The 19036-nt window shown below is 75.5% G+C and carries 20 protein-coding genes; 11 read left to right on the top strand and 9 right to left on the bottom strand.

Features of this window, described 5'->3' with window-relative positions; translation table 11 throughout:
- Nucleotides 1–21: 21 nt before the first annotated feature.
- Nucleotides 22–1011 (bottom strand): hypothetical protein, encoded by a 990-nt coding sequence (locus tag K353_RS04805; RefSeq protein WP_111552303.1) that lies wholly within the window; start codon nucleotides 1009–1011, stop codon nucleotides 22–24.
- A gap of 227 nt (nucleotides 1012–1238) precedes the next feature.
- Here K353_RS04805 and K353_RS04800 point away from each other — a divergent pair, with 227 nt between their 5' ends.
- The 3 genes from K353_RS04800 (at nucleotide 1239) to K353_RS04790 (ending at nucleotide 3802) form a co-directional block, all read left to right on the top strand.
- Complete coding sequence (locus K353_RS04800) at nucleotides 1239–1823, top strand: hemerythrin domain-containing protein (protein ID WP_111552302.1); 585 nt, start codon at nucleotides 1239–1241, stop codon at nucleotides 1821–1823.
- 290 nt (nucleotides 1824–2113) lie between these two features.
- Nucleotides 2114–3259, top strand: coding sequence for a glutamate--cysteine ligase (locus K353_RS04795; protein ID WP_111552301.1), 1146 nt, complete (start codon nucleotides 2114–2116; stop codon nucleotides 3257–3259).
- Nucleotides 3260–3301: 42 nt separating this feature from the next.
- Nucleotides 3302–3802, top strand: coding sequence for a TspO/MBR family protein (locus K353_RS04790; RefSeq protein ID WP_111552300.1), 501 nt, complete (start codon nucleotides 3302–3304; stop codon nucleotides 3800–3802).
- Between the two features lie 97 nt (nucleotides 3803–3899).
- On the opposite strand, the gene K353_RS04785 is transcribed toward K353_RS04790, so the two are convergent.
- Nucleotides 3900–4214: a PfkB family carbohydrate kinase gene (locus K353_RS04785; protein ID WP_111552299.1), complete on the bottom strand. Its 315-nt coding sequence runs from the start codon at nucleotides 4212–4214 to the stop codon at nucleotides 3900–3902.
- A 222-nt stretch (nucleotides 4215–4436) separates the two neighbouring features.
- Between K353_RS04785 and K353_RS04780 the strand changes: the two genes are divergently transcribed.
- Together K353_RS04780 and K353_RS04775 are read left to right on the top strand one after the other, a co-directional pair.
- Nucleotides 4437–4622, top strand: coding sequence for a hypothetical protein (locus K353_RS04780; protein ID WP_146616394.1), 186 nt, complete (start codon nucleotides 4437–4439; stop codon nucleotides 4620–4622).
- A gap of 52 nt (nucleotides 4623–4674) precedes the next feature.
- Entirely contained in the window at nucleotides 4675–5085 is a 411-nt protein-coding gene (locus K353_RS04775) for an SRPBCC family protein (RefSeq protein ID WP_111552297.1), read from the top strand.
- A gap of 51 nt (nucleotides 5086–5136) precedes the next feature.
- Here K353_RS04775 and K353_RS04770 read toward each other — a convergent pair whose 3' ends face one another.
- Entirely contained in the window at nucleotides 5137–6030 is an 894-nt protein-coding gene (locus tag K353_RS04770) for an NADP-dependent oxidoreductase (RefSeq protein WP_111552296.1), read from the bottom strand.
- Nucleotides 6031–6100: 70 nt separating this feature from the next.
- Between K353_RS04770 and K353_RS04765 the strand changes: the two genes are divergently transcribed.
- The 3 genes from K353_RS04765 (at nucleotide 6101) to K353_RS04755 (ending at nucleotide 9202) form a co-directional block, all read left to right on the top strand.
- A complete protein-coding gene (locus K353_RS04765) occupies nucleotides 6101–6718 on the top strand; it encodes a TetR/AcrR family transcriptional regulator (RefSeq protein WP_111552295.1) in 618 nt (205 codons plus the stop codon).
- 88 nt (nucleotides 6719–6806) lie between these two features.
- A complete protein-coding gene (locus tag K353_RS04760) occupies nucleotides 6807–8462 on the top strand; it encodes a molybdopterin-dependent oxidoreductase (RefSeq protein WP_111552294.1) in 1656 nt (551 codons plus the stop codon).
- A gap of 89 nt (nucleotides 8463–8551) precedes the next feature.
- Nucleotides 8552–9202: a fasciclin domain-containing protein gene (locus K353_RS04755; protein WP_111552293.1), complete on the top strand. Its 651-nt coding sequence runs from the start codon at nucleotides 8552–8554 to the stop codon at nucleotides 9200–9202.
- Between the two features lie 100 nt (nucleotides 9203–9302).
- On the opposite strand, the gene K353_RS04750 is transcribed toward K353_RS04755, so the two are convergent.
- Nucleotides 9303–9911, bottom strand: coding sequence for a TetR/AcrR family transcriptional regulator (locus tag K353_RS04750; protein WP_111552292.1), 609 nt, complete (start codon nucleotides 9909–9911; stop codon nucleotides 9303–9305).
- A gap of 188 nt (nucleotides 9912–10099) precedes the next feature.
- On the opposite strand from K353_RS04750, the gene K353_RS04745 reads away from it, so the two are divergent.
- Nucleotides 10100–10888: a phosphatase PAP2 family protein gene (locus tag K353_RS04745; RefSeq protein WP_111552291.1), complete on the top strand. Its 789-nt coding sequence runs from the start codon at nucleotides 10100–10102 to the stop codon at nucleotides 10886–10888.
- Nucleotides 10889–10915: 27 nt separating this feature from the next.
- Here K353_RS04745 and K353_RS04740 read toward each other — a convergent pair whose 3' ends face one another.
- Together K353_RS04740 and K353_RS04735 are read right to left on the bottom strand one after the other, a co-directional pair.
- Nucleotides 10916–12241: an MFS transporter gene (locus K353_RS04740; RefSeq protein WP_111552290.1), complete on the bottom strand. Its 1326-nt coding sequence runs from the start codon at nucleotides 12239–12241 to the stop codon at nucleotides 10916–10918.
- Nucleotides 12238–12828, bottom strand: coding sequence for a transcriptional regulator (locus K353_RS04735; protein WP_233533376.1), 591 nt, complete (start codon nucleotides 12826–12828; stop codon nucleotides 12238–12240). Before K353_RS04735 ends, K353_RS04740 begins: the two co-directional genes overlap by 4 nt.
- A gap of 336 nt (nucleotides 12829–13164) precedes the next feature.
- On the opposite strand from K353_RS04735, the gene K353_RS04730 reads away from it, so the two are divergent.
- Complete coding sequence (locus K353_RS04730) at nucleotides 13165–13965, top strand: SDR family NAD(P)-dependent oxidoreductase (protein WP_111552289.1); 801 nt, start codon at nucleotides 13165–13167, stop codon at nucleotides 13963–13965.
- Nucleotides 13966–14052: 87 nt separating this feature from the next.
- Here the strand turns inward: K353_RS04730 and K353_RS04725 are convergent, their stop codons facing one another.
- Nucleotides 14053–15234 carry an acyl-CoA dehydrogenase family protein gene (locus K353_RS04725; RefSeq protein WP_111552497.1) on the bottom strand — a complete coding sequence of 394 codons (1182 nt, stop codon included), beginning with the start codon at nucleotides 15232–15234 and terminating at the stop codon, nucleotides 14053–14055.
- Nucleotides 15235–15477: 243 nt separating this feature from the next.
- Here K353_RS04725 and K353_RS04720 point away from each other — a divergent pair, with 243 nt between their 5' ends.
- A complete protein-coding gene (locus K353_RS04720; protein ID WP_111552288.1) occupies nucleotides 15478–16179 on the top strand; it encodes a DUF899 domain-containing protein in 702 nt (233 codons plus the stop codon).
- Nucleotides 16180–16371: 192 nt separating this feature from the next.
- Here the strand turns inward: K353_RS04720 and K353_RS04715 are convergent, their stop codons facing one another.
- The gene (locus K353_RS04715) at nucleotides 16372–17253 is read right to left on the bottom strand and encodes an alpha/beta fold hydrolase (RefSeq protein WP_111552287.1); all 882 of its coding nucleotides are present in this window, start codon (nucleotides 17251–17253) and stop codon (nucleotides 16372–16374) included.
- Between the two features lie 280 nt (nucleotides 17254–17533).
- Nucleotides 17534–18949 (bottom strand): MFS transporter, encoded by a 1416-nt coding sequence (locus tag K353_RS04710; RefSeq protein WP_111552286.1) that lies wholly within the window; start codon nucleotides 18947–18949, stop codon nucleotides 17534–17536.
- Nucleotides 18950–19036 lie beyond the last annotated feature (87 nt).

Below are 19036 nucleotides of genomic sequence, written 5' to 3'. Positions count from 1 at the left end.
GCCCCGGGAGCGGCCGGCGGTTCAGCGGTGGCGGGCGGGCCGGTGGGCCAGCACCAGCGCCAGGCCGACGGCCCCCAGGGTGATCAGGGCGACCCCGCTGACCAGCAGCGAGACCGGGGGACGGCCGCCGCCGGTGGGGGCCAGCAGGTGCTCGGTCACGCCCGCGGCGGCCACGGCGGAGGGGGCCCCGGTGGCCGTCGGCGTGGCGGTGCCGCTCCGGGTGGGTTCGGGGCGGGAGTCGAGGCCGAGCGTCCCGGTGCGGGAGACCGTCCCGGCGGTGGTCGCGGCCGGGGCGGCCGCCGCGGTCGGCGCGGACTCGGCGGTGGGCGGGGCCGGGCGGGTGACCAGGAACCTGGCGTGCGGGACGACGGACCCGGCGGCGCCCGCCGCACCGGACCGCAGGCCGAGCCGGACGTCCACCTGCTGCACGGCGGCGTCCCGGGCGGTCACCGAGAGCCGGAAGGTGTAGCGGACGGCCCGGCCCGGCGCTATGTCGGTGGCCAGGGAGCCGCCGTCGCCGCGCAGCACCCCGTCGCCGCCGGTCGACAGCGGGAGGGGCGTCCAGCCCGCCGGGGTCGCCACCTGGAGCAGCAGTTCGTCGGCGCGCAGGGCCTGGTGCGCCTCCTGGGCGGCGTCGTTGCGCAGCGCGGGCAGCGGGGCGGCGGCGGTGAGCGCGGCGGTGCCGGTGTTGTCGATCTCCGCGGTGAACTCGGCCGGGGCGCCGCCCGCGACGAGCGTCCGGTCCGCCGGCGGCAGGAGCGTCACCGTGGCGGCCGACTCCCCGTCGGACGTCGAGGCCGACGCCGACGCCGGTGCCGACGCGGTCGGCGAGTCGGAGGCGGGGGCGGGGTCGGGGGCGGAGGGGGCCGCCGGGGACGGAGTGTCGGCGGCGGCGGCCGGGGCCAGGGCCGCTTCGCAGGCCAGGGCGGGGGCGGCCCCGGCGCCGAGGGTGAGGACACCGCCCAGGACGGTGCCGGCGCCGAGGACGGCGAGACGGGAGTGGACGGACACGTGGGCTCCCCGGGGACGGGATCGACGGGCGCACGTTCGGCACGCGCGCCCCCCGTCTCCCCCCTACCGCGCGGAGAATGCCGCCGATTCCGACTCCCGTTCGCCGCACCGGTTCTGAGCGCCCGTCGGCGCGGCGCGGCGGCCGTCACCCGATCGACGGCCGTTTGACCGGGGGCCCACGGGTGAGACGACCGCCGACAGAGTCCGGCCACGAGAGGAGTCAGACCATGACCACCGACACGATCACCGGCACCGGGGCGGGAACGACGCAGCCGCGGGAGGACGTCGTCGAGGTCCTGCTGGCGCAGCACGAGCGGATCCGGCGGCTGTTCGCGGACGTGCGGGACGCCCGGGGCGAGCACCGGCAGCAGGCGTTCGACGAGCTGCGGGCGCTGCTGGCCGTCCACGAGACCGGCGAGGAGATGGTGGTGCGGCCCGCCGCCAAGCGCGCGGCGGGGGAGCCGGAGGCGGAGGCCCGCAACGCGGAGGAGGCCGAGGCCAACCGCGCCCTGCTGGAGCTGGAGAAGCTGGACGTGACGAGCGCCGAGTTCGACGCCCGGCTGATCGACTTCCAGCAGGCGGTCGAGGCGCACGCACAGCACGAGGAGACGGAGGAGTTCCCGGCGCTGCGGGCCGCGTACGACGTCGAGCAGCGCCGGACGATGGGCCGCCGCCTGCTCGCGGCCGAACGCCTCGCGCCGACCCACCCCCACCCCGGCACGGCCGGCAAGCCCGCCCTCCAGTGGACGGTGGGCCCCTTCGCCTCCCTGCTGGACCGGGCCAAGGATGCCTTCACCCAGCACCGCGACTGACCGACCCGCACCACCCACCGCCGCGAGCGGCGGCCCCCGGACCGACAGGGGCCGCCGCTCGCGGCCGTGCGCCGCCACCGAGGCGGTGGGCGTGCACCCGGGAGGGTGTGGTGCGCTGCCGTGCCACCGCCGTGATGGTGCCTCTCTCACGACCGCGCCGCCGGGCCGCGCGCCGCCCGGAGCCGGGCCGCCCGGGGCCGTTCCGTCCCTCCGCCCGGACCGTCCTCGCGCGGCGGATTCCCGCCCCGGGAGCGGTGCGTGGACACCCCCCACGGGGGTAGCCGCTGTCCATGGTGACCGTGGGTGTGGAAGAGGAGTACCTGCTGCTGGACGCCGCCACCGGCGTGCCGGTGGCGCGGGCGGAGCAGGTGCGGCAGCTGGCCGACCTGCAACCGGAGCTGGACGCGTCGGAGGTGCAGCGCGAACTGCTCCAGGCCCAACTGGAGGTCGCCACCCCGGTCTGCCGGACGCTCGACGAGGTCGCCGCGCACCTGGAACGGTTGCGCCGCGCGCTCTCGGCAGCCGCCGGCGAGCACGGCTGCCTGCTGGCGGCCTCCGGTGCCGCGCCCTTCGCCGACCGGCTGTCGGTGCCGGTCAGCGACACCCCCCGCTACCGCGCCCTGCGCGCGCACGCCGCCCAGCTGACCGACGAGCAGCTGATCACCGGCATGCACGTCCACCTGGGCGTGCCCGACCGCGCCGCGGGCGTCGCTCTGCTCAACGGCCTGCGCCGCTGGCTGCCGCTGATCGTCGCGCTGGCGGCCAACTCGCCGATGTGGAACAGCGTGGACACCGGGTTCTCCTCCTGGCGGACCGTGGTCTTCAGCCGCTGGCCGGTCAGCGGCGTGCCCCCGCTGTTCGACGGCGCCGCCGACTACGACGCGCGCATCCACGCGCTCGTCGACACCGGACTGATCGGCGACGTGGGCCAGCTCTACTGGCAGGCCCGGCTCTCCGAGCGCTACCCGACGCTGGAGGTCAGGGCGATGGACGTCCAACTCCGCACCGACGAGGCCGTGATGCTGACCGGCCTGCTCCGGGCGGTCGCCACCACGTTCCTCGCCGACCCGGACAGGCTCCCGGCCGGCCCCGCCCCGCACCCCGAGGCGCTGGCCGCCGCCGTCTGGCACGCCGCCCGCCACGGCTGCACCGAACGGCTCCACAACCCCCTCACCGGCACCCTCGACTCCCCGCCGGCCGTCATCGACCAGGTCCTGGAGACCCTCGCCCCCGCCCTCCGGCAGGCGGACGACACCTCCCGGGTCGTCCCGCTGCTCGAACGGCTCCTCACCGAGGGCAACGGCGCGGTCCGCCAGCGCCGCGAACTGCGCCGCAACGGCCGGGCCGGACTGGTCGCCCTGGTGAGCGGCGGCCCCGAGGGAGCGGACCCGGAGCAGGACGCCGACCCGGAGCAGGACGCCGACCCGACCCGGTAGCACCCGGCGTGTGGACCGGGCCCGGCCGGACATACGGAGACCATGCGACAGACCTGGACGACCCGGATGGCGAAGGCCCGGCACGCGCTCCCGTACGCGGCGGCCACGGCGGCGACCGCGGCGGCGGCCTGGACGGGCGCGCGGGCCACCGGCCCGGCGAGCCGGTGGTACCGCTCGCTGGACAGACCCGCCTGGCAGCCGCCGTCCTGGGCCTTCCCGGTGGTCTGGACACCGCTGTACGCCTCCTTCGCCTGGAGCGCCGGCCACGCCCTCAACCGCACGGCCGGCCGCGACCGCACCGCCCTGGCCGCCGCCTACGGCACCAACCTGGTCCTGAACGCCGGCTGGACCTGGCTCTTCTTCGGCCTCCGCAGCCCGGCCGCGGGCGTCGCGGGCAGCCTGCTGCTCGACGCCGACAACCTGCACCTGATCCGGCGGACGGCACGCCACGACCCCGCGGCCGCCGCCGCGCTCGCCCCCTACGCCGCCTGGTGCCTGTTCGCCACCGCCCTCAGCACCTCCCTCGCCCGCCGCAACCCCTGAGCCCGCCGCAACCCCTGAGCCCGCCGCAACCCCTGACCGCCGGTCCGGCCGACCGCCCCGGTGCGCGCCGGGCAGGGGCAGGTGCTAGGGCCCGTCTTCACACCCCCGTCTGCCCCACGACGCCTGGCACGCCCTCTCGCCGCACCGGGCGAAAGGCCGAGTACATCCAGTACGCGACCTTCCACACCAGGGCGCTCGCGCGGTCCTCGCCCACCACGCCGACCAGCCGCACCGGCACGCCCGACTGCGCCAGGCCGACGGCCTGGTTGGCGCCCTTGCCGCCCAGGCCCTCCCACCGCTCCGCGACGTCGGCCGACCCGCCGGCCTCCGGCAGCCCGTCCGTCCGCAGCACCAGGTCCCGGCCAATCTGCCCGACCACCACGACACCCGCCCCGCGCTCCCGCCCGTCCACCGCGCCTCCTCGATCAGCCGACCCGTCGGTGCGCCGGTCCGCTGCCGCCCGCGCCCGGCCGGTCGCGCGTGCCCGGCGGTTCGGGCGGCGAAACAGCCCGGCCCGCCGGGGGCCGGGCGTGCGGTGCCGCGGGCACGGATCATGAGTGGACCGTCCGCGTCGGGGCATCCGCGCGGTGAGCCGGAAGGACCGGCGGACGTGACGGACCGGAAGGAACCCGCCGTGACCGACCCCGATCGAGCACCCAAGACGCCCGACCTGCCGCCCCCGGACGGCATCGAGGTGCCCGACATCGTCCCGGTCGGCGGCGAGGAGCGCCGCGACCCGACCGAGGAGCCGACCTCCGACCCGGACCGCGAGGCCGCGGAGACCACCAAGGCCGACGGCGGGGACGAACCGCCGGACTGATCCCGACGCCGATCCCCGGGCCCCGGCCCGGACACCACCCGAGGAGTTGCCGATGACCGAGTACGAACGTTCCCGCACCATGCCGGCCCTCCCGGAGCCGGTCTTCGACGAGGCGACCGACCCCGCGCGGCTGGACGCCTGGATGCCCCGCGACCTGCACGTGCGGGTCGACGACCCGCCCGCCGTGACCGTCCACGAGGACCGCAGCGGCACCGAGGAGCGCGGGCTGCTGCGTACCCGCCAGGACCAGCTGCGGATGGAGTGGGGCACCCGCGACGACGGCCGGTACGCCGGGTGGCTCCAGGTGGCCGGGCTGGACACCGGGACGAGCCAGGTCACCATCCACCTCTCCTTCTTCGAGGACGGTGCCGGGCCCGCGCCGGAGACCGTCGAACGGGAGCTGGACGAGAGCCTGGCCCGGCTGGAGGAGCAGGTCCGCCTCCGGGTCGACGACGGCGGCTGACCGCCCTGCCCCGGGGCCGGGTGCGGACCCGGCCCCGGCGCCCGGAGCGTTTCAGACCACCAGGACCCGCCGCCCGCGGGTGTGGCCGGCCCGGCTGTCGGCGTGGGCCGCCGCCGCGTCGGCGAGCGGGTAGGACTTCGTGACGGGGATGCGGAGGCGGCCCCGGGAGATCAGGTCGGCGGCCGCCGCGAGCGCCTCCGGCACGCTGCCGGCCGTGTCGGAGAACCGGACGCCGTGCTCGGGCGCGCCGAGGTCGGCGATGGAGACGACCTTCCGCGGGTCCCCGGTCAGGGCGACGAGTTCGCGGATCACGCCCGCCCCGGCCAGGTCGAGGGCCGCGTCGACCGGGCCGAGCCGGCGCACCCGTTCGACCCATCCGTCGCCGTAGGTCGTGGCGGCGGCCCCCAGGGAGCGCAGGTAGTCCTGGTTGTCGGCGCCGGCCGTGCCGACCACCCCGATGCCCCGGTCGCGGGCGATCTGCAGCACGGCCGAGCCGACCCCGCCGGCCGCGCCGCTGACCAGCAGCCGCTGCCCGGGCCGGACGCCGACCTCACGCAGGACCCGCAGCGCGGTCTCCACCACGGACGGATAGCCGGCCGCCTCCTCGTACGTCAGCCCGTCGGGCATCGGGGCCCAGGCGGAGAGCACGGCGAACTCGGCGTAGGTGCTGCTGCCCTCGCCGAAGACCCGGTCGCCGACCGCGACCCCGGTGACGCCCTCGCCGATCTCGTCCACCACCCCCGCGGCGTCCAGCCCGAGCCCGGAGGGCAGGCGAAGCGGATGGGCCTTGAGCGCCTGCCCCTCGCGGATCCGCCAGTCGACGGGGTTCACGCCCGCGGCGCGCACGGCGATCCGGAGCCGGCCGGGCCCGGGGCGGGGCTCCTCGGCGTCGACCAGGTGCAGGACTTCGGGGCCGCCGAACTCGGCGAAGACCATCTTCTTCATGCGGACGACACTAACCCTAACGGTTAGCTTTTTGAAACAGTTGTCATTTACTAGCTGCTAGGGTAAAGGTATGACCGAGCCGACCGGCCGCCGCGAACGCAAGAAGGCCGCCACCCGCCAGAAGATCGCCGACACCGCCCTGCGGCTCTTCCTGGAGAAGGGCTACGACGCCGTCGGCCTGCGCGACGTGGCCGCCGAGGCCGACGTCGCGGTGACCACCGTCTTCTCCCACTTCGCCGCCAAGGAGGCCCTGGTCTTCGAACAGGACGCGGACTTCGAGCAGCGCCTCGTCCGGGCGGTCGCCGACCGCGACCCCGGCGAACCGCTCGTCCCCGCCCTGCACCGCGAGGTCCGCGCCCTCGTCCGGCACTGCACCGCCGACGGCACCGCGCCGATCTGGCGGATGATCAACTCCTCGCTGGCGCTGCGGCAGTACGAGGAGACGATGCGGCTGCGCCACGCCGAATCGCTGGCCGCCGCCATCGCCGCCGACCCCGGCCCCCCGCGCAGCACCACGGCCGTCCGCGCCCTCGCCCGGTTCGCGGTCGACGCCCACGCCCTGGCTCGGACGGCCGCCGACCCGGACGCCGCCCTGGACGAGATTTTCCGGATGATCGAGGCCGCCTGGCAGGCCGCGCCCGCGACCGGGAACCCGCAGGTCGGAACGGTTGGACCGGCTTCGCGCTGAACTGTTCCGGCAGCGCGCCCGGTTCACTCGATCGGGCGAGTGGGGCAGTCCGACCAATCCGGGGCCACCGGGGCCCCGAAGTGCTGATGTGACCAATCAGCCGACCCCCTCCGCCGCACCGTCCGGCCACCCGCGCCGCCGGCGCATCGCCCGCACCCTCGGTGCGGCGGCGATCGGCCTGGCCGCCGCAGCGGCGGCGCTGGGCGCGGGGGAGTTGGCCGCGTACGCGGTGGGGGCGCGCAGCGCGCCGGTGATCGCGGTCGGGTCGGCGGCGATCGACCTGACGCCCACTCCGCTGAAGGAGTACGCGGTCCGCACCTTCGGCACCCACGACAAGGCGGTGCTGCTGGGCGGCATCTACCTGACGATGGCCCTGCTCGCCGCGCTGGCCGGCCTGCTGGCGGTGCGCCGCCCGCTCGCCGGGGCCGCGGTGTTCGGGGCGTTCGGCGGGCTCGGCGCCTGGGCCGCGCTCTCCCGGCCCGGCGCGGCGGCGGCCGACTGCGCCCCGTCGCTGGTCGCCGGACTGGTCGGCGCGGCCACCGTCCTGATCCTGGCCCGGCTCCAGCGGCGCACCACCCCCGCTCCGCCCCCGGCCGCGGAAGAGCGGGAGCCGGCGGAGGGGCTGGAGCCGGCGGAGCAGCGGACCACGGACCCCGCGCCCGCGCCCGCGCCGATCGGCCGTCGCACCGTCCTGACCGCCACCGCCGCGACCTTCGCGACGGGCGCGCTGGCCGGAGTCGGCGGACGGGTCCTGACGGACCGCCGGTTCGACGTCACCGCCGCCCGCGACGCCGTCCGCCTCCCGGCGCCGACCCGCCCGCTGCCGCCCCTGCCCGCCGCCGTGCACCCCAATGTGCCGGGCCTGTCCCCGTTCACCACCCCGAACGCGGACTTCTACCGGGTCGACACCGCGCTCACCCTGCCCCGGATCGACCCGCGCGACTGGGCGCTGCGCATCCACGGCCTGGTCGACCACCCGCAGTCGATCACCTTCGACCAGCTGCTGCGCGAACCGCTCGAAGAGCTCGACCACACGCTGTCCTGCGTCTCCAACGAGGTCGGCGGCCCCTACGTGGGCACCACCCGCTGGCTCGGCGCCGCCCTGCCCGCGCTGCTGCGCCGGGCCGGGGTCCGCGCCGGGGCCGACCAGCTGGTGGGGCGCTCGCAGGACGGCATGACCATCGGCACCCCGCTGGAGTCCGTCCTGGACGGGCGGCGCGCCCTGCTCGCCGTCGCCATGAACGGCGAGGCGCTGCCGGTCGCGCACGGCTTCCCCTGCCGCAGCGTGGTGCCCGGCTTCTACGGCTACACCTCCGCCACCAAGTGGCTGGTGGAGCTGGAGGTCACCACCTTCGCCGCGTTCGACCCGTACTGGGTGCGGCGCGGCTGGGACCGCACCGGCACCGTCCGCACCGCCTCCCGGATCGAGGTCCCGGCCCCGTTCGCGAAGGTCCCCGCCGGGGACGTGGACGTCGCGGGCACCGCCTGGGCCACCCACCGGGGCGTCGCGGCCGTGGAGGTCCGCGTCGACGGCGGCCCCTGGCAGCAGGCCGACCTGGCCGCCGACGCCGGGCCCGACCTGTGGCGGCAGTGGTCGTACCGCTGGGCGGGCGCCCCGCCCGGCACCCACCGGATCGAGGTGCGCGCCACCGACGCCGCCGGCGCCGTGCAGCCCGAGCAGCGCGCCGCGCCGTTCCCCGCCGGGGCGACGGGCTGGCACAGCACCGTCGTCACCGTCACCTGACCACCACGTACCTGACCACCACGCACCTGACGAACCGTCATCAACCTTTCCATCAAAACCACTTCACCTGTATCGAGGAGATTCCTGCCATGTCCGTCACCACCCGTCGCCGCACCCTGACCGCCCTGCTCGCCACCGGTGCCCTCACCCTCACCCTGGGGGCGTGCAGCAGCAGCGGCGGTTCCAGCTCCTCGTCCACCTCCGCCTCGGCGGCTTCGTCCTCCGCGGCGATGTCCAGCAGCACCCCCTCGACCTCCGCGATGGCCGACCAGCCGTTCGGCGCGGCCTGTGCCGCCGTGCCGAAGGACGGTGCCGGGTCGTTCTCCGGCATGGCCAAGGACCCGGTGGCCACCGCGGCCTCCAACAACCCGCTGCTGTCCACCCTGGTGACGGCGGTCAAGCAGGCCGGCCTGGTCGACACCCTCAACTCCGCGCAGAACATCACCGTCTTCGCGCCCACCAACGACGCCTTCGCCAAGATCCCGAAGGCCGACCTGGACGCGCTGCTCGCCGACAAGGCCAAGCTCACCAAGGTGCTCACCTACCACGTCGCCCCCGAGCGGCTGGCCCCGAACGCGCTGGCCGGCACCCACAAGACCCTGGAGGGCGGTGACCTCACCGTCGCCGGTTCCGAGCCCGACTTCACCGTCAACGGCAACTCCAAGGTCCTGTGCGGCAACGTCCAGACCGCCAACGCCACCGTCTACATCGTGGACACCGTCCTGATGCCGACCTCCTGACCCACCACCGGACCGCACCCCGGTCCGTCCCGGCGACCACGCGCCGGGACGGGCCGGGGTGCTCCGTGTCCGCTCCGTGTCCGCCCCGCGCCGCTCCGGGTCAGGACAGGCCGAGCGCGGGCAGGACGGCTGACTCCACGTACCGCCGCAGGTAGTCCGCGTCGGCGGGGCGGCCGGAGAGGAGCGGCCTGATCCGGGTCGCGCCGAAGATCATGTCCGGTACGAACGCGAGGGCCGGGTGGTCGGCCGGCACCTCGCCGCGGGCCACGCCGCGCCGCAGGATCTCCTCCAGCGCCGCGACCTCGGGGGCGATCACCGTCTCCCGCACCGCGTCCCGGAGGTCGCTGTCGGTCATCACCGCGTAGCCGAGGGCCTGGAGCAGGGCGGTGTCCCGGTCGGACCAGGTCCCGGTGGCCGCGGCCACCCGGCGCAGGTCGCCGGCCAGCGAACCGGTGTCGATGCCCGCGCACCGCGGTTCCCGCCGGGCCCGCAGGGCCGCCGCGACGAACCGCGCCTTGGTCCGCCAGCGCCGGTAGAGCGTCGACTTGCCGCACCGGGTGCGGGCGGCCACGCCCTCCATGGTGACGGCCTCGTAGCCGCCGGTGCGGATCTCGTCGAGCACCGCCTCGAAGAACTCCCGCTCCCGCTCGGACGTGATCTTCGACCGGGTCGAGCCGCAGACCGGCTCCTCGTCCCGCACGCCCTTCACCTCCCGCACCTTCCGCCCGCCCCGCCCGGGGCGCGGTGTCGTGCCGCCGTCCCCGGGGTGTCGGGGCGGCAACGGTCGTATGTACACTCCACCAACGTATCGATACGCGACTGTATCGATACGTCAGCGTATCGGCACTCGCACGCGGGACCCGGGAGACCGGGCCGCCCGCCAGTAAGGGGGAGCGGTTGCGCACCGCGACGGACTCCGCCGGGGCCCCGGCGGGAGACATACCCCGGCCCCCGGTGCTCCGGGAACTCCTGCTCGTCCTCGGGCTCTTCACGGTCTACAAACTCGGCCGCCGACTGGCCATCGGCCACACCGCCGCCGCCTTCCACAACGCCGACCGGGTCTGGGGCCTGGAGCGCACCGTCCACCTCCCCGGCGAGGGCGCCGTGCAGGACCTGCTGCTGCGCGACGAGACGGTGGTGCACCTGGCGAACGTCTACTACGCGACCGTCCACTTCCCCGCGACCGGGCTGTTCCTGGTCTGGCTCTACCTCCGCCGCCCCGCCCACTACGTCTGGGCCCGCCGGGTGCTGGCCGCCGTCACCTCGGCCGCCCTGATCCTGCCCTTCGCCTTCCCGCTGGCCCCGCCCCGGATGCTCGCCTCCACCGGGCTGGAGGACACCGGCCGGCTCTACGGGCCCGCGGTCTACGGCCCGCCCACCGCCGACCACCTCTCCAACCAGTTCGCCGCGATGCCCTCCCTGCACTTCGGCTGGGCCCTGATGGTGGCCGTCGGCCTGATCGCGGCCACCCGCTCGCGCTGGCGCTGGCTCTGGCTGCTGCACCCCCTGGTCACCCTCACCGTGATCGTCGGAACGGCCAACCACTACTGGCTGGACTCCCTCGCCGCCACCCTGATGTTCCTGCTCGCCTTCACCTTCATCCGGGCCCCCGCCACCACCACCGGGGGCCCGGCCCGACGCCCCCGGCCCCCGGAGGACCGCGCCCTGGTCCCGGTCGCCCACTGACCCCGGCCGCCCGGCGGCTCCGGCGCCTCAGCGACCGCCGCCCGCGGTGAGCGTCGGCTCCGGCTCGGACCCGCCCTCGACCGGGGCGGGTCCGGGCTGCTCCGGCCCGTGGCCCCCGGCGGCCGGGGCGGCGGCGCGCAGGGCCGCCTCGATCCGGCGGTTGCCGGTCATCGAGGCGGTGACGGCCGTCATGGTGAGCAGCAGGAACGCGGCGGCGTACAGCGGGGTGCGGACGTCGTGGGAGGCGGCCAGCCAGCCGCCCAGGAAGGCGCCCAGCGGCGCGGCGCACATGGCCAGCATCCGGGAGGTGGAGGCGACCCGGCCCATCAGGTGGGGCGGCACGATCGCCTGCCGGAGGGAGGGCGCGAGCACCATCGTGGCGCCCATCCCGGCACCGCAGAGGGCGAGGGCCAGCCCGGCCGCGTACGGGTTCGGCGCGGCGGCCAGGCCCAGGACGGCGAGACCTTCCAGCCCGGCGGTGCAGGTCAGCGCGGTGCCGGTGCCGAGCCGCCGCCCCAGGAAGGAGGCGACGGCCGAGCCGAGCAGGCCGCCGACGGCCTCCGCGGTGAGCAGCAGGCCGAAGCCGGAGGTGCCGACGCCCAGGCGGTCGTGCGCGAAGAGGGCCAGGACGGTCTCCACCGCGAGGAAGGCGACGTTCCCGACCGCCGGGCGGAGCGCCAGCCCGAGCAGCACCCGGTCCCGGAAGACGTACGAGGCGCCGGCCCGGGCCTGCCGGAGCAGCGACTCGCGGGCCGCCGGCACCGGCCGGGGCCCGGCGGGCAGGGTGCGCACGAGCAGCGCGGAGAGCAGGAACGACACCGCGTCGGCCAGCAGCGGCACCGCCCGCCCGAGGGCGAGCAGCGCGCTGCCCGCGGGCGGCCCGGCGAAGCCGGACATGGCGGTCTGGGCGCCGCGCAGCCGGGAGTTGGCCCGCTCCAGGAGCGCGGGGTCGCGCCGGAGCAGCTCCGGCAGGTAGGCGGTGGCGGCGGTGTCGAAGAACAGCCCGCCGACGCCGAGCAGGAAGGCGACGGCGGCGAGCAGCGGAACGCTCAGCAGGCCGAGCGCGGCCGCCGCCGCGGCCACCGCGAGCAGCGCCGCGCGGGCGGCGTCCGCGATCCCCATGGTGCGCCGGCGGTCCCAGCGGTCCACCAGCGCGCCGCCGAGCACGCCGAGCAGCAGCCAGGGCAGCGTCCCGGCGGCCGTGACGACGGCGAGCGCCAGCGGGTCCCGGGTCAGGGTCAGGGCGAGCAGCGGCAGCGCGGCGTGCATCACCCCGTCGCCGAGCGAGGAGACGGTCTGCGCGGTCCACAGCCGGCCGAACCCGGGCGGCAACTTCCTTGCGTCGGTGGTCATGCGGAGCCCTCCCCGGACTCGGACTCGGACTCGGCTCCGGCCTCTACCCCTGCCTCGGCCCCCGCCCCGGCGCGCGGCGCGGGGTGGAACAGGGCGAGGACCAGCGAGGCGTCCGGCAGTGCGGGGTCGGAGAGGGCGCGGTACTCGTCCGCCAACGCTTCCAGCCGGGCGCCGAGTTCGGCGAACTGCCGTTCGGTGAGCCGCAGGTGCGCCATCCGCACGTACCGTTCGCCGTCCGCGGGCGAGGACTCCAGGTCGGCCACCGCGTGGCGCATCAGCACGTCCGGCCCGCCCTCGCCCGGGTCGGGCAGCACGATCCCCCGGGCGGCCATGGCGTAGTACCGCTCGGTGACGCCCCGGACCTTCCTGGTCCGCACCACCTTCACCAGGCCGGCCCGTTCGAGCAGCCGCACGTGGTAGCTGGAGCTCCCCTTGGCGAGGCCGACCCGCTCGGCGATCTGGGTGATGGTGGCGGGTTCGAAGCGGAGCACGGCCATGATCCGGTGGCGGGTGAGGTTGGAGACGGCGCGCAGTTGCTCGTCCGTCGTGACGTGGAACGTCTCGGGAAGATCGTCGTCGGTGGGCACGGAAGTAATGGTCAACGTTTCTTGACCATTGCGCAAGGGGTTTCGCCCGAACCTCCGACGAATCTCCGACGAACCTCCGCGATCCGGCTCCCGGCGCGCGGGCGGCCGACCGGGGCGAACGGGCGTGCGTCAGCGCGGCGGGCCGGTGCCCACCCCTTCGGGCGGGCGGGCCGGCACCCCTTCCGACCTGCGGTGACATCCGGGAGCGGGGCCGGCTCGGGGCACGGACGGCCCGGGGGGTGCCTAGCGTGGACCGGGTGTGCCCGTCCACCGGGCGGTGCCGGAGTTTCGCGGGTCGGTGCTGTCCGGTCCCGCCGCAGGGGAAGGGGAGACCTGATGGAGAGTCTGCTGACGGACCGGACGGCGGTCGTCTACGGCGCCGGGGCGGTCGGCGGCGCGGTGGCCCGGGCCTTCGCCCGGGAAGGCGCCCGGGTGTTCGTCGCGGGCCGGGGCGAGGCCGGGCTCAAGCAACTGGCCCACGACGTGGAGTCCGAGGGCGGCTCGCTGGTCACCGCGCAGGTCGACGCGCTCGACCGGGACGCGGTCGAGGGCTTCCTGGACTCCGTGGTCGAGCGGACCGGCGGCCTCGACGTCTCGTTCTGCGCGACCTCCACCCGGCGGCCCGGCGGCGCCCAGGGCGCGGCCCTCGGCGAGCTGTCCTTCGAGGACTTCGCGCTGCCGCTCATCGACTTCACCAAGGCGCAGTTCGTCACCGCCAACGCGGCGGCGGCCCGGATGGTGCCGCGCGGACGGGGCGCGATCATGATGATGACCGCCGCGCCCGCGCGCGTCCCCTACCCCTACACCGCCGGGTTCGGCCCGGCCTGGGCGGCGGTCGAGGGATTCGCCCGCACCCTCGCGGCCGAACTCGGGCCGCAGGGCGTACGGGTGCTCTGCCTGCACTCCGCCGGATCGCCGGAGGCGGCCCGCAGCATGGAGAGCACGATGGCGACCGGCCTGCCCGAGCTGCCGGCCCGGCAGGCGGGCTGGCAGGAGCGCTCCGCCGCCCGCAACCTGCTGGGCCGCTGGCCCGCGCTGGCGGACGTCGGGAACATGGCGGCGTTCCTGGCCTCGGACCTGGCCCCCGTCTCCACGGGCACCACGGTCGACCTGACCGGCGGCATGGTCGGCCGCTGACGGCGGCCGGACCGCGCACGGCGGGCCCGCCGCCCCCGGTGGGGGAGCGACGGGCCCGCCGTCCGTGATCCGGCCGCCCGGACGTCCTCAGATGTACAGCGTGTTGGGCTCCAGGCCGCACAGGGCCCGGCCGTAGAGCTCGGTGTTGGTGTCCGGGTTGATCAGGGCGTGCAGGGCGACGCCCTGGATGTCCCGGGCGATCCGCTGGAGCGGCACGTCGAGGTGGATCGAGCTGCCGCCGCTGATGCTCACCAGCAGGTCGACGGCGTGCTTGGCGAGCCGGGTCGCCTCGCCCTGGTCATTGCGGACCTGGGCCCGCTCCTCCAGCTTCCACTCCTCGCCGCTTGCGGCCTTGGCGTCCACGGTGGCCGCGCCGCGCCGGGCGTGGAACTCCGCCTGGTCGATGCTGTTGACCGCCTCGGCGACCCGCAGGTGGGTGATCGGGGCCTCGGCCTGCACGGTGTAGTCGGTGTAGGTGATCTTCCGGCCGGGCAGCCGCTCGAAGAACACCTCCCGGGCCGCCTTGGCCAGGCCGACCGCCACGCCGACGCCGGAGGCCGCCGCGACCAGGGAGGCCGGGGTCCGCCAGACCGGGGAGTCGGCGTTGGCCCGGGACAGCCCCTGCGGGCGCATCGCGGCCCCCATCGGGATGATCCGGTGCTCCGGGACGAACAGCTCCTCCGCCACCGTGGTGACGCTGCCGGTGCCGCGCAGCGCGCTGGTGTGCCAGTCGTCGACGATCTTCAGGTCGGCCATCGGGACCAGCGCCATGACGGGCTCGGGCTCGGCGTCCGGGCGGAGCAGGATCGCGGCGATCTCCTGCCAGCCCGCGTGCCAGGCCCCGCTGACGAACTTCCAGGAGCCGTTGAGCACGATGCCGCCCTCGGCCGGCACGGCCGTGCCGGTGGGGCTGTTGGTGCCGCAGACCCGGGGGGCCGCGGAGGTGAAGACCTCGTCCTGGGCGGCGTCCGGGAACAGGCCGGCGATCCAGGTCGGGATCCAGAACACCGAGGAGGTCCAGGCGATGGCGCCGTCGGCCCGGCCCAGCTCCATGGCGACCTCCACCAGCGTGCTGGTGTCGCACTCATAGCCGCCGTAGCGCACCGGCGTCCGGAGCCGGAAGACGCCGGCCTCGTCGAGCGCCGCGACGGTCTCCTCGCTCAGCCGGCGGTTCTCCTCCGACCAGGCCGCCTGCTCCCGGAGGGCCGGCACCAGCGCGGAGACCCGTTGGACGATTTCTTCCCGGGTCGGTATTCCAGTGGACGACATCATTTCCTCCTGGACGGTTCGATTGAGTGGGTGACCGGACCGGAATTCCCATTCACGTGGTCACCGGAGAACGATTCCACCGGGCCCGCCGACGCGTCCTCTTCTGAATTGCCTGGTCCCGGCGGGGGGCTTTCCCGGTTGAGCAACCGCGGAGAAGGAAAGGGGCGCCGCGCGTGCCACCTTGGTCCCAGCATCGTTCCCGCCCGCCGATTCCCGGCGGCGGTGCCGTACCTGGAGGCCAGTGTGGATCTGTCGCCCATCGTGACCAAGGACGAGTGGCTCGCCGCCCGGAAGGACCTGCTGGAGCAGGAGAAGGAGCTCACCCGCCTGCGCGACGCGGTCTCGGCGTCCCGGCGCGCGCTGCCCCGGGTGCGGATCGAGAAAGAGTACGTCTTCGAGGCGCCCGGGGCCTCGCCCACGCTGCTCGACCTGTTCCAGGGCCGCCGGCAGCTGATCGTCCGTCACTTCATGTTCGACCCGGCCTGGGAGGAGGGCTGCCCCGGCTGCTCGATGCAGGCCGACTCGGTGGGGCACCTGGCCCACCTGCACAACCGCGACACCTCGTTCGTGATGGTGGCCCGGGCGCCGATCGCCAAAATCGAGGCGTTCCGGCAGCGGATGGGCTGGGACCTCCCCTTCGTCTCCTCCCACGGCAGCGACTTCAACCACGACTTCCACGTGACCACCGAGAAGGGCGAACTGCCCGGCGTCAGCTCCTTCCTGCGCGAGGGCGACGAGGTCTTCCACACCAACTCGGTGTACGACCGCGGCAGCGAGGTCACCCTGAACACCTACAACTACCTGGAGATGACCCTGCTGGGCCGGCAGGAGGAGGGCCTGTCCCGCCCCTGGGACTGGTGGCGGCACCACGACCGCTACGACGACGAGAGCGCCAAGGGGCCCGGCGAGAACTGGTGGAACGGCCAGGACAAGTTCAGCTCCTGACCGGCCCCGCCCGCCCCTGAGCACGCGCGAGCGCCCCCGGGCGTTCGCGCGCACTCGCGTGCCCGCGCACTCGCGCGCCCGTCCGCCCGCCCACCGGTGCGCGGACGCCGACGCGCACCCGCCGGGACCGGACGGCCCGGGTGGCCGGCCCGCAGCGGGCCGGCCACCCGGGCCGTCGCGGTGCGCCGCCGCTCAGAGCTCCCCGGCCAGGAAGCGCAGCACCAGGCGGTTGACCTCGGCAGGCCGCTCGACCAGCCCGAGGTGGCCCGCGCCCGGGACCACCTCGGCGTGCGAGCCCGCGGGCAGGCCCGCGACGATGTCCGCCAGCACCGCCTCGGTGATCACGAAGCTGGGGTCCTCCGAGCCGAAGAGGTTGAGCACCGGCCGGCTCGGCGGGGCGCCCCAGACGGCGGCGTGCTCCTGGATCCACTCCGGCGTGCCGAAGCGGTCGGGCGGGAAGGCCGTCCGGTACAGGGCGAGCGCCGCGGCCAGGTTCTCCGGCGCGCGCAGGGCGTCCTTGGCGTGCTTGAGGTCCTCGGTGGCGTCGAAGCCGTCCGCGGTGAACTTCCGGTAGATCCAGTCGAGGTAGCCGAGGTCGTCCGCCGCGACCACCTGCTCGGCCACCGCCGTCTGGAAGAACCAGAAGTGGCTGAGCGCGTCGGTGCCCCGGGGCGTCAGGACCATCGGCCCGAACACCGGCAGCGGCGGCACGTCGCAGACCACCGCCCGCGACCAGCGCTCCCCGTCCTGCGCCGCGCCCCACACCGCGGGGGCGCTGAAGTCGTGCCCCACCAGGACGGCGTCGCCGTCGCCGCCCAGCGCCTCGTGCAGGCCGTTGATGTCGGACACCAGGTCGGCGATCGCGAAGGAGCCGTCCGGCGGCAGGGTCGAGGGCGCGAAGCCGCGCAGGTACGGGGCGACGGCGCGGTAGCCCGCCGCGGCCAGCGCGGGCATCAGGTGGCGGTAGGTGGCCGGGGACATCGGGAAGCCGTGCATGAGCAGGGCCAGTGGTCCGTCGCCCTGTTCCAGGTAGGCGAATTCGATGGCGTTGACGGTGGTTCTCTTCACTGTCACGGTCGGGGTCCGTTCCTCGCGGGGGAAAGGGAATGCGCGCGGCGGCCGCCTCGCATTCGGCCGCCCGGCGCCGGCGGACGGCGGGACGGCCGCCGCGGAAACACCCGCCGGTCCGTTCCGCCGATCGCCCTCCGATGGTCCCGGCAATTCCCCCGGACCTCTTCTCCGTGAATGCCGTCTTTCCCCGCCGCGCGCCGGCCCGCCGCGCGCCGGCCCGCCGCGCGCCGGCCCGCCGGACCGTTCGGGCGGCCCGGTCGGGCGGCCCGGCCGGTGGGGCCGCTCAGCGGCCCGCGGGCTGCTCCTCGACCTCGACCCGCGGGTCGGCCGCGGTCGCGGGCGGCGCCTCGGCGCGGGGGCGCAGGCCCACCCACACCAGGCCCACCGCGAGGAGCGTGACGATCACGTCGACGCCGAGCGCCAGCCGGATGCCGTCCAGCTGCACGGCGCGGGAGGCCGCGACGGCGCTGAGGATCGGGATGCCGATGGTGGCCGCCACCTGCTGGCTGAGCGCGGCGAGGCCGGTCGCCAGCCCCTGCTCGGAGTCCGGCAGGCCGGAGGTCGCGGTCACGGTGTAGGCGACGATCGAGGTGACGTGCCCGAAGAAGCTGATGAACAGGGCGGGCAGCAGCACCGCCAGCATGACCCGGTCGGTGCCGAGCAGGACCAGCGGCGCGGTGGCCAGCCCCTGCACCGACAGGCCGACGGTCAGCACGGCCCGGGTGCCGAAGCGGCCGATCACCCGGCCCGCGATGACGCCGGCGGCCACCGCCGCGAGCCCGGGGACGCCGAAGATCAGGCCGGTGGTCAGCGGGGCGAAGTGCAGCACGTCCTGGAGGTACAGCGTCATCAGGAAGATCAGCGCGCTCTCCATCGCGAAGACGACGAGCCCGGCGAAGTTGCCCCACTTCACGGTGGGGCGCTTGAGGATGCGCACCGAGGCGAGCGGCGCGGGCGCGCGCAGCTCGATCGCCCAGAACACGCCGAGCAGCACCACGCCGACGGCGGCGATCAGCAGGTTCTTGCCGATGATGCCGTAGGTGAACGCGAGCAGGCCGGCCGTCACCGAGACGGCGCCGGGCACGTCGAGCCGGACCTTCTCCGGGGCCCGGCTGTCGGCGATCAGCCGCGGCGTCGCGATCAGGATGGCGACGGCCACCGGGACGTTGATCAGGAAGGCCCAGCGCCAGCTGAGCAGCCCGACCAGGGTGCCGCCGACCAGGGCGCCCACCGTGAACCCGCCGGACAGCAGCGCGCCGTTCAGGCCCAGCACCCGCTCCCGCATCGCGCCCTCGGAGAACGAGGTGGTCAGCAGGGACAGCGCGGCCGGGGCGGCCATCGCGGTCGACAGGCCCTGGAGGACGCGCGCGGTCAGCAGCGGGCCGCCGCTGTCCGAGACGCCGCCGAGCACCGAGGCCACGGTGAGCAGCGCGATGCCCGCGAGGAAGAGCCGGCGGCGGCCGAACAGGTCGGCGATCCGGCCGAACAGCAGGGTGAAGCCGGCGGCCGGCAGCGCGTAGGCCGATGCCACCCACGGCAGGTCGTCGGAGGATATCCCGACCCCGGAACCGATCTGGGGGAGTGCGACGTTGAGGATCGAGAAGTCGACGGAGAGCATGAACTGCGCGCCCAGCAGCACGAACAGGGTCAGTCTGAGCCGGGTGCTCATGCGGTTCCGCGGGTCGGGAATCGTGGTCATGCCAGCAAGCGTGGGAGATCACCCGCCGGCTAGCCAGACACCTGCTGTTCGTCCCACTGCGAAGGCTAGGCTTGGCAGTGCGACTTT

This window comes from Kitasatospora sp. SolWspMP-SS2h, from assembly GCF_003259315.1.
Lineage (GTDB): Bacteria > Actinomycetota > Actinomycetes > Streptomycetales > Streptomycetaceae > Kitasatospora > Kitasatospora fiedleri.
This window is presented reverse-complemented; position numbering and strand designations above follow the sequence as displayed.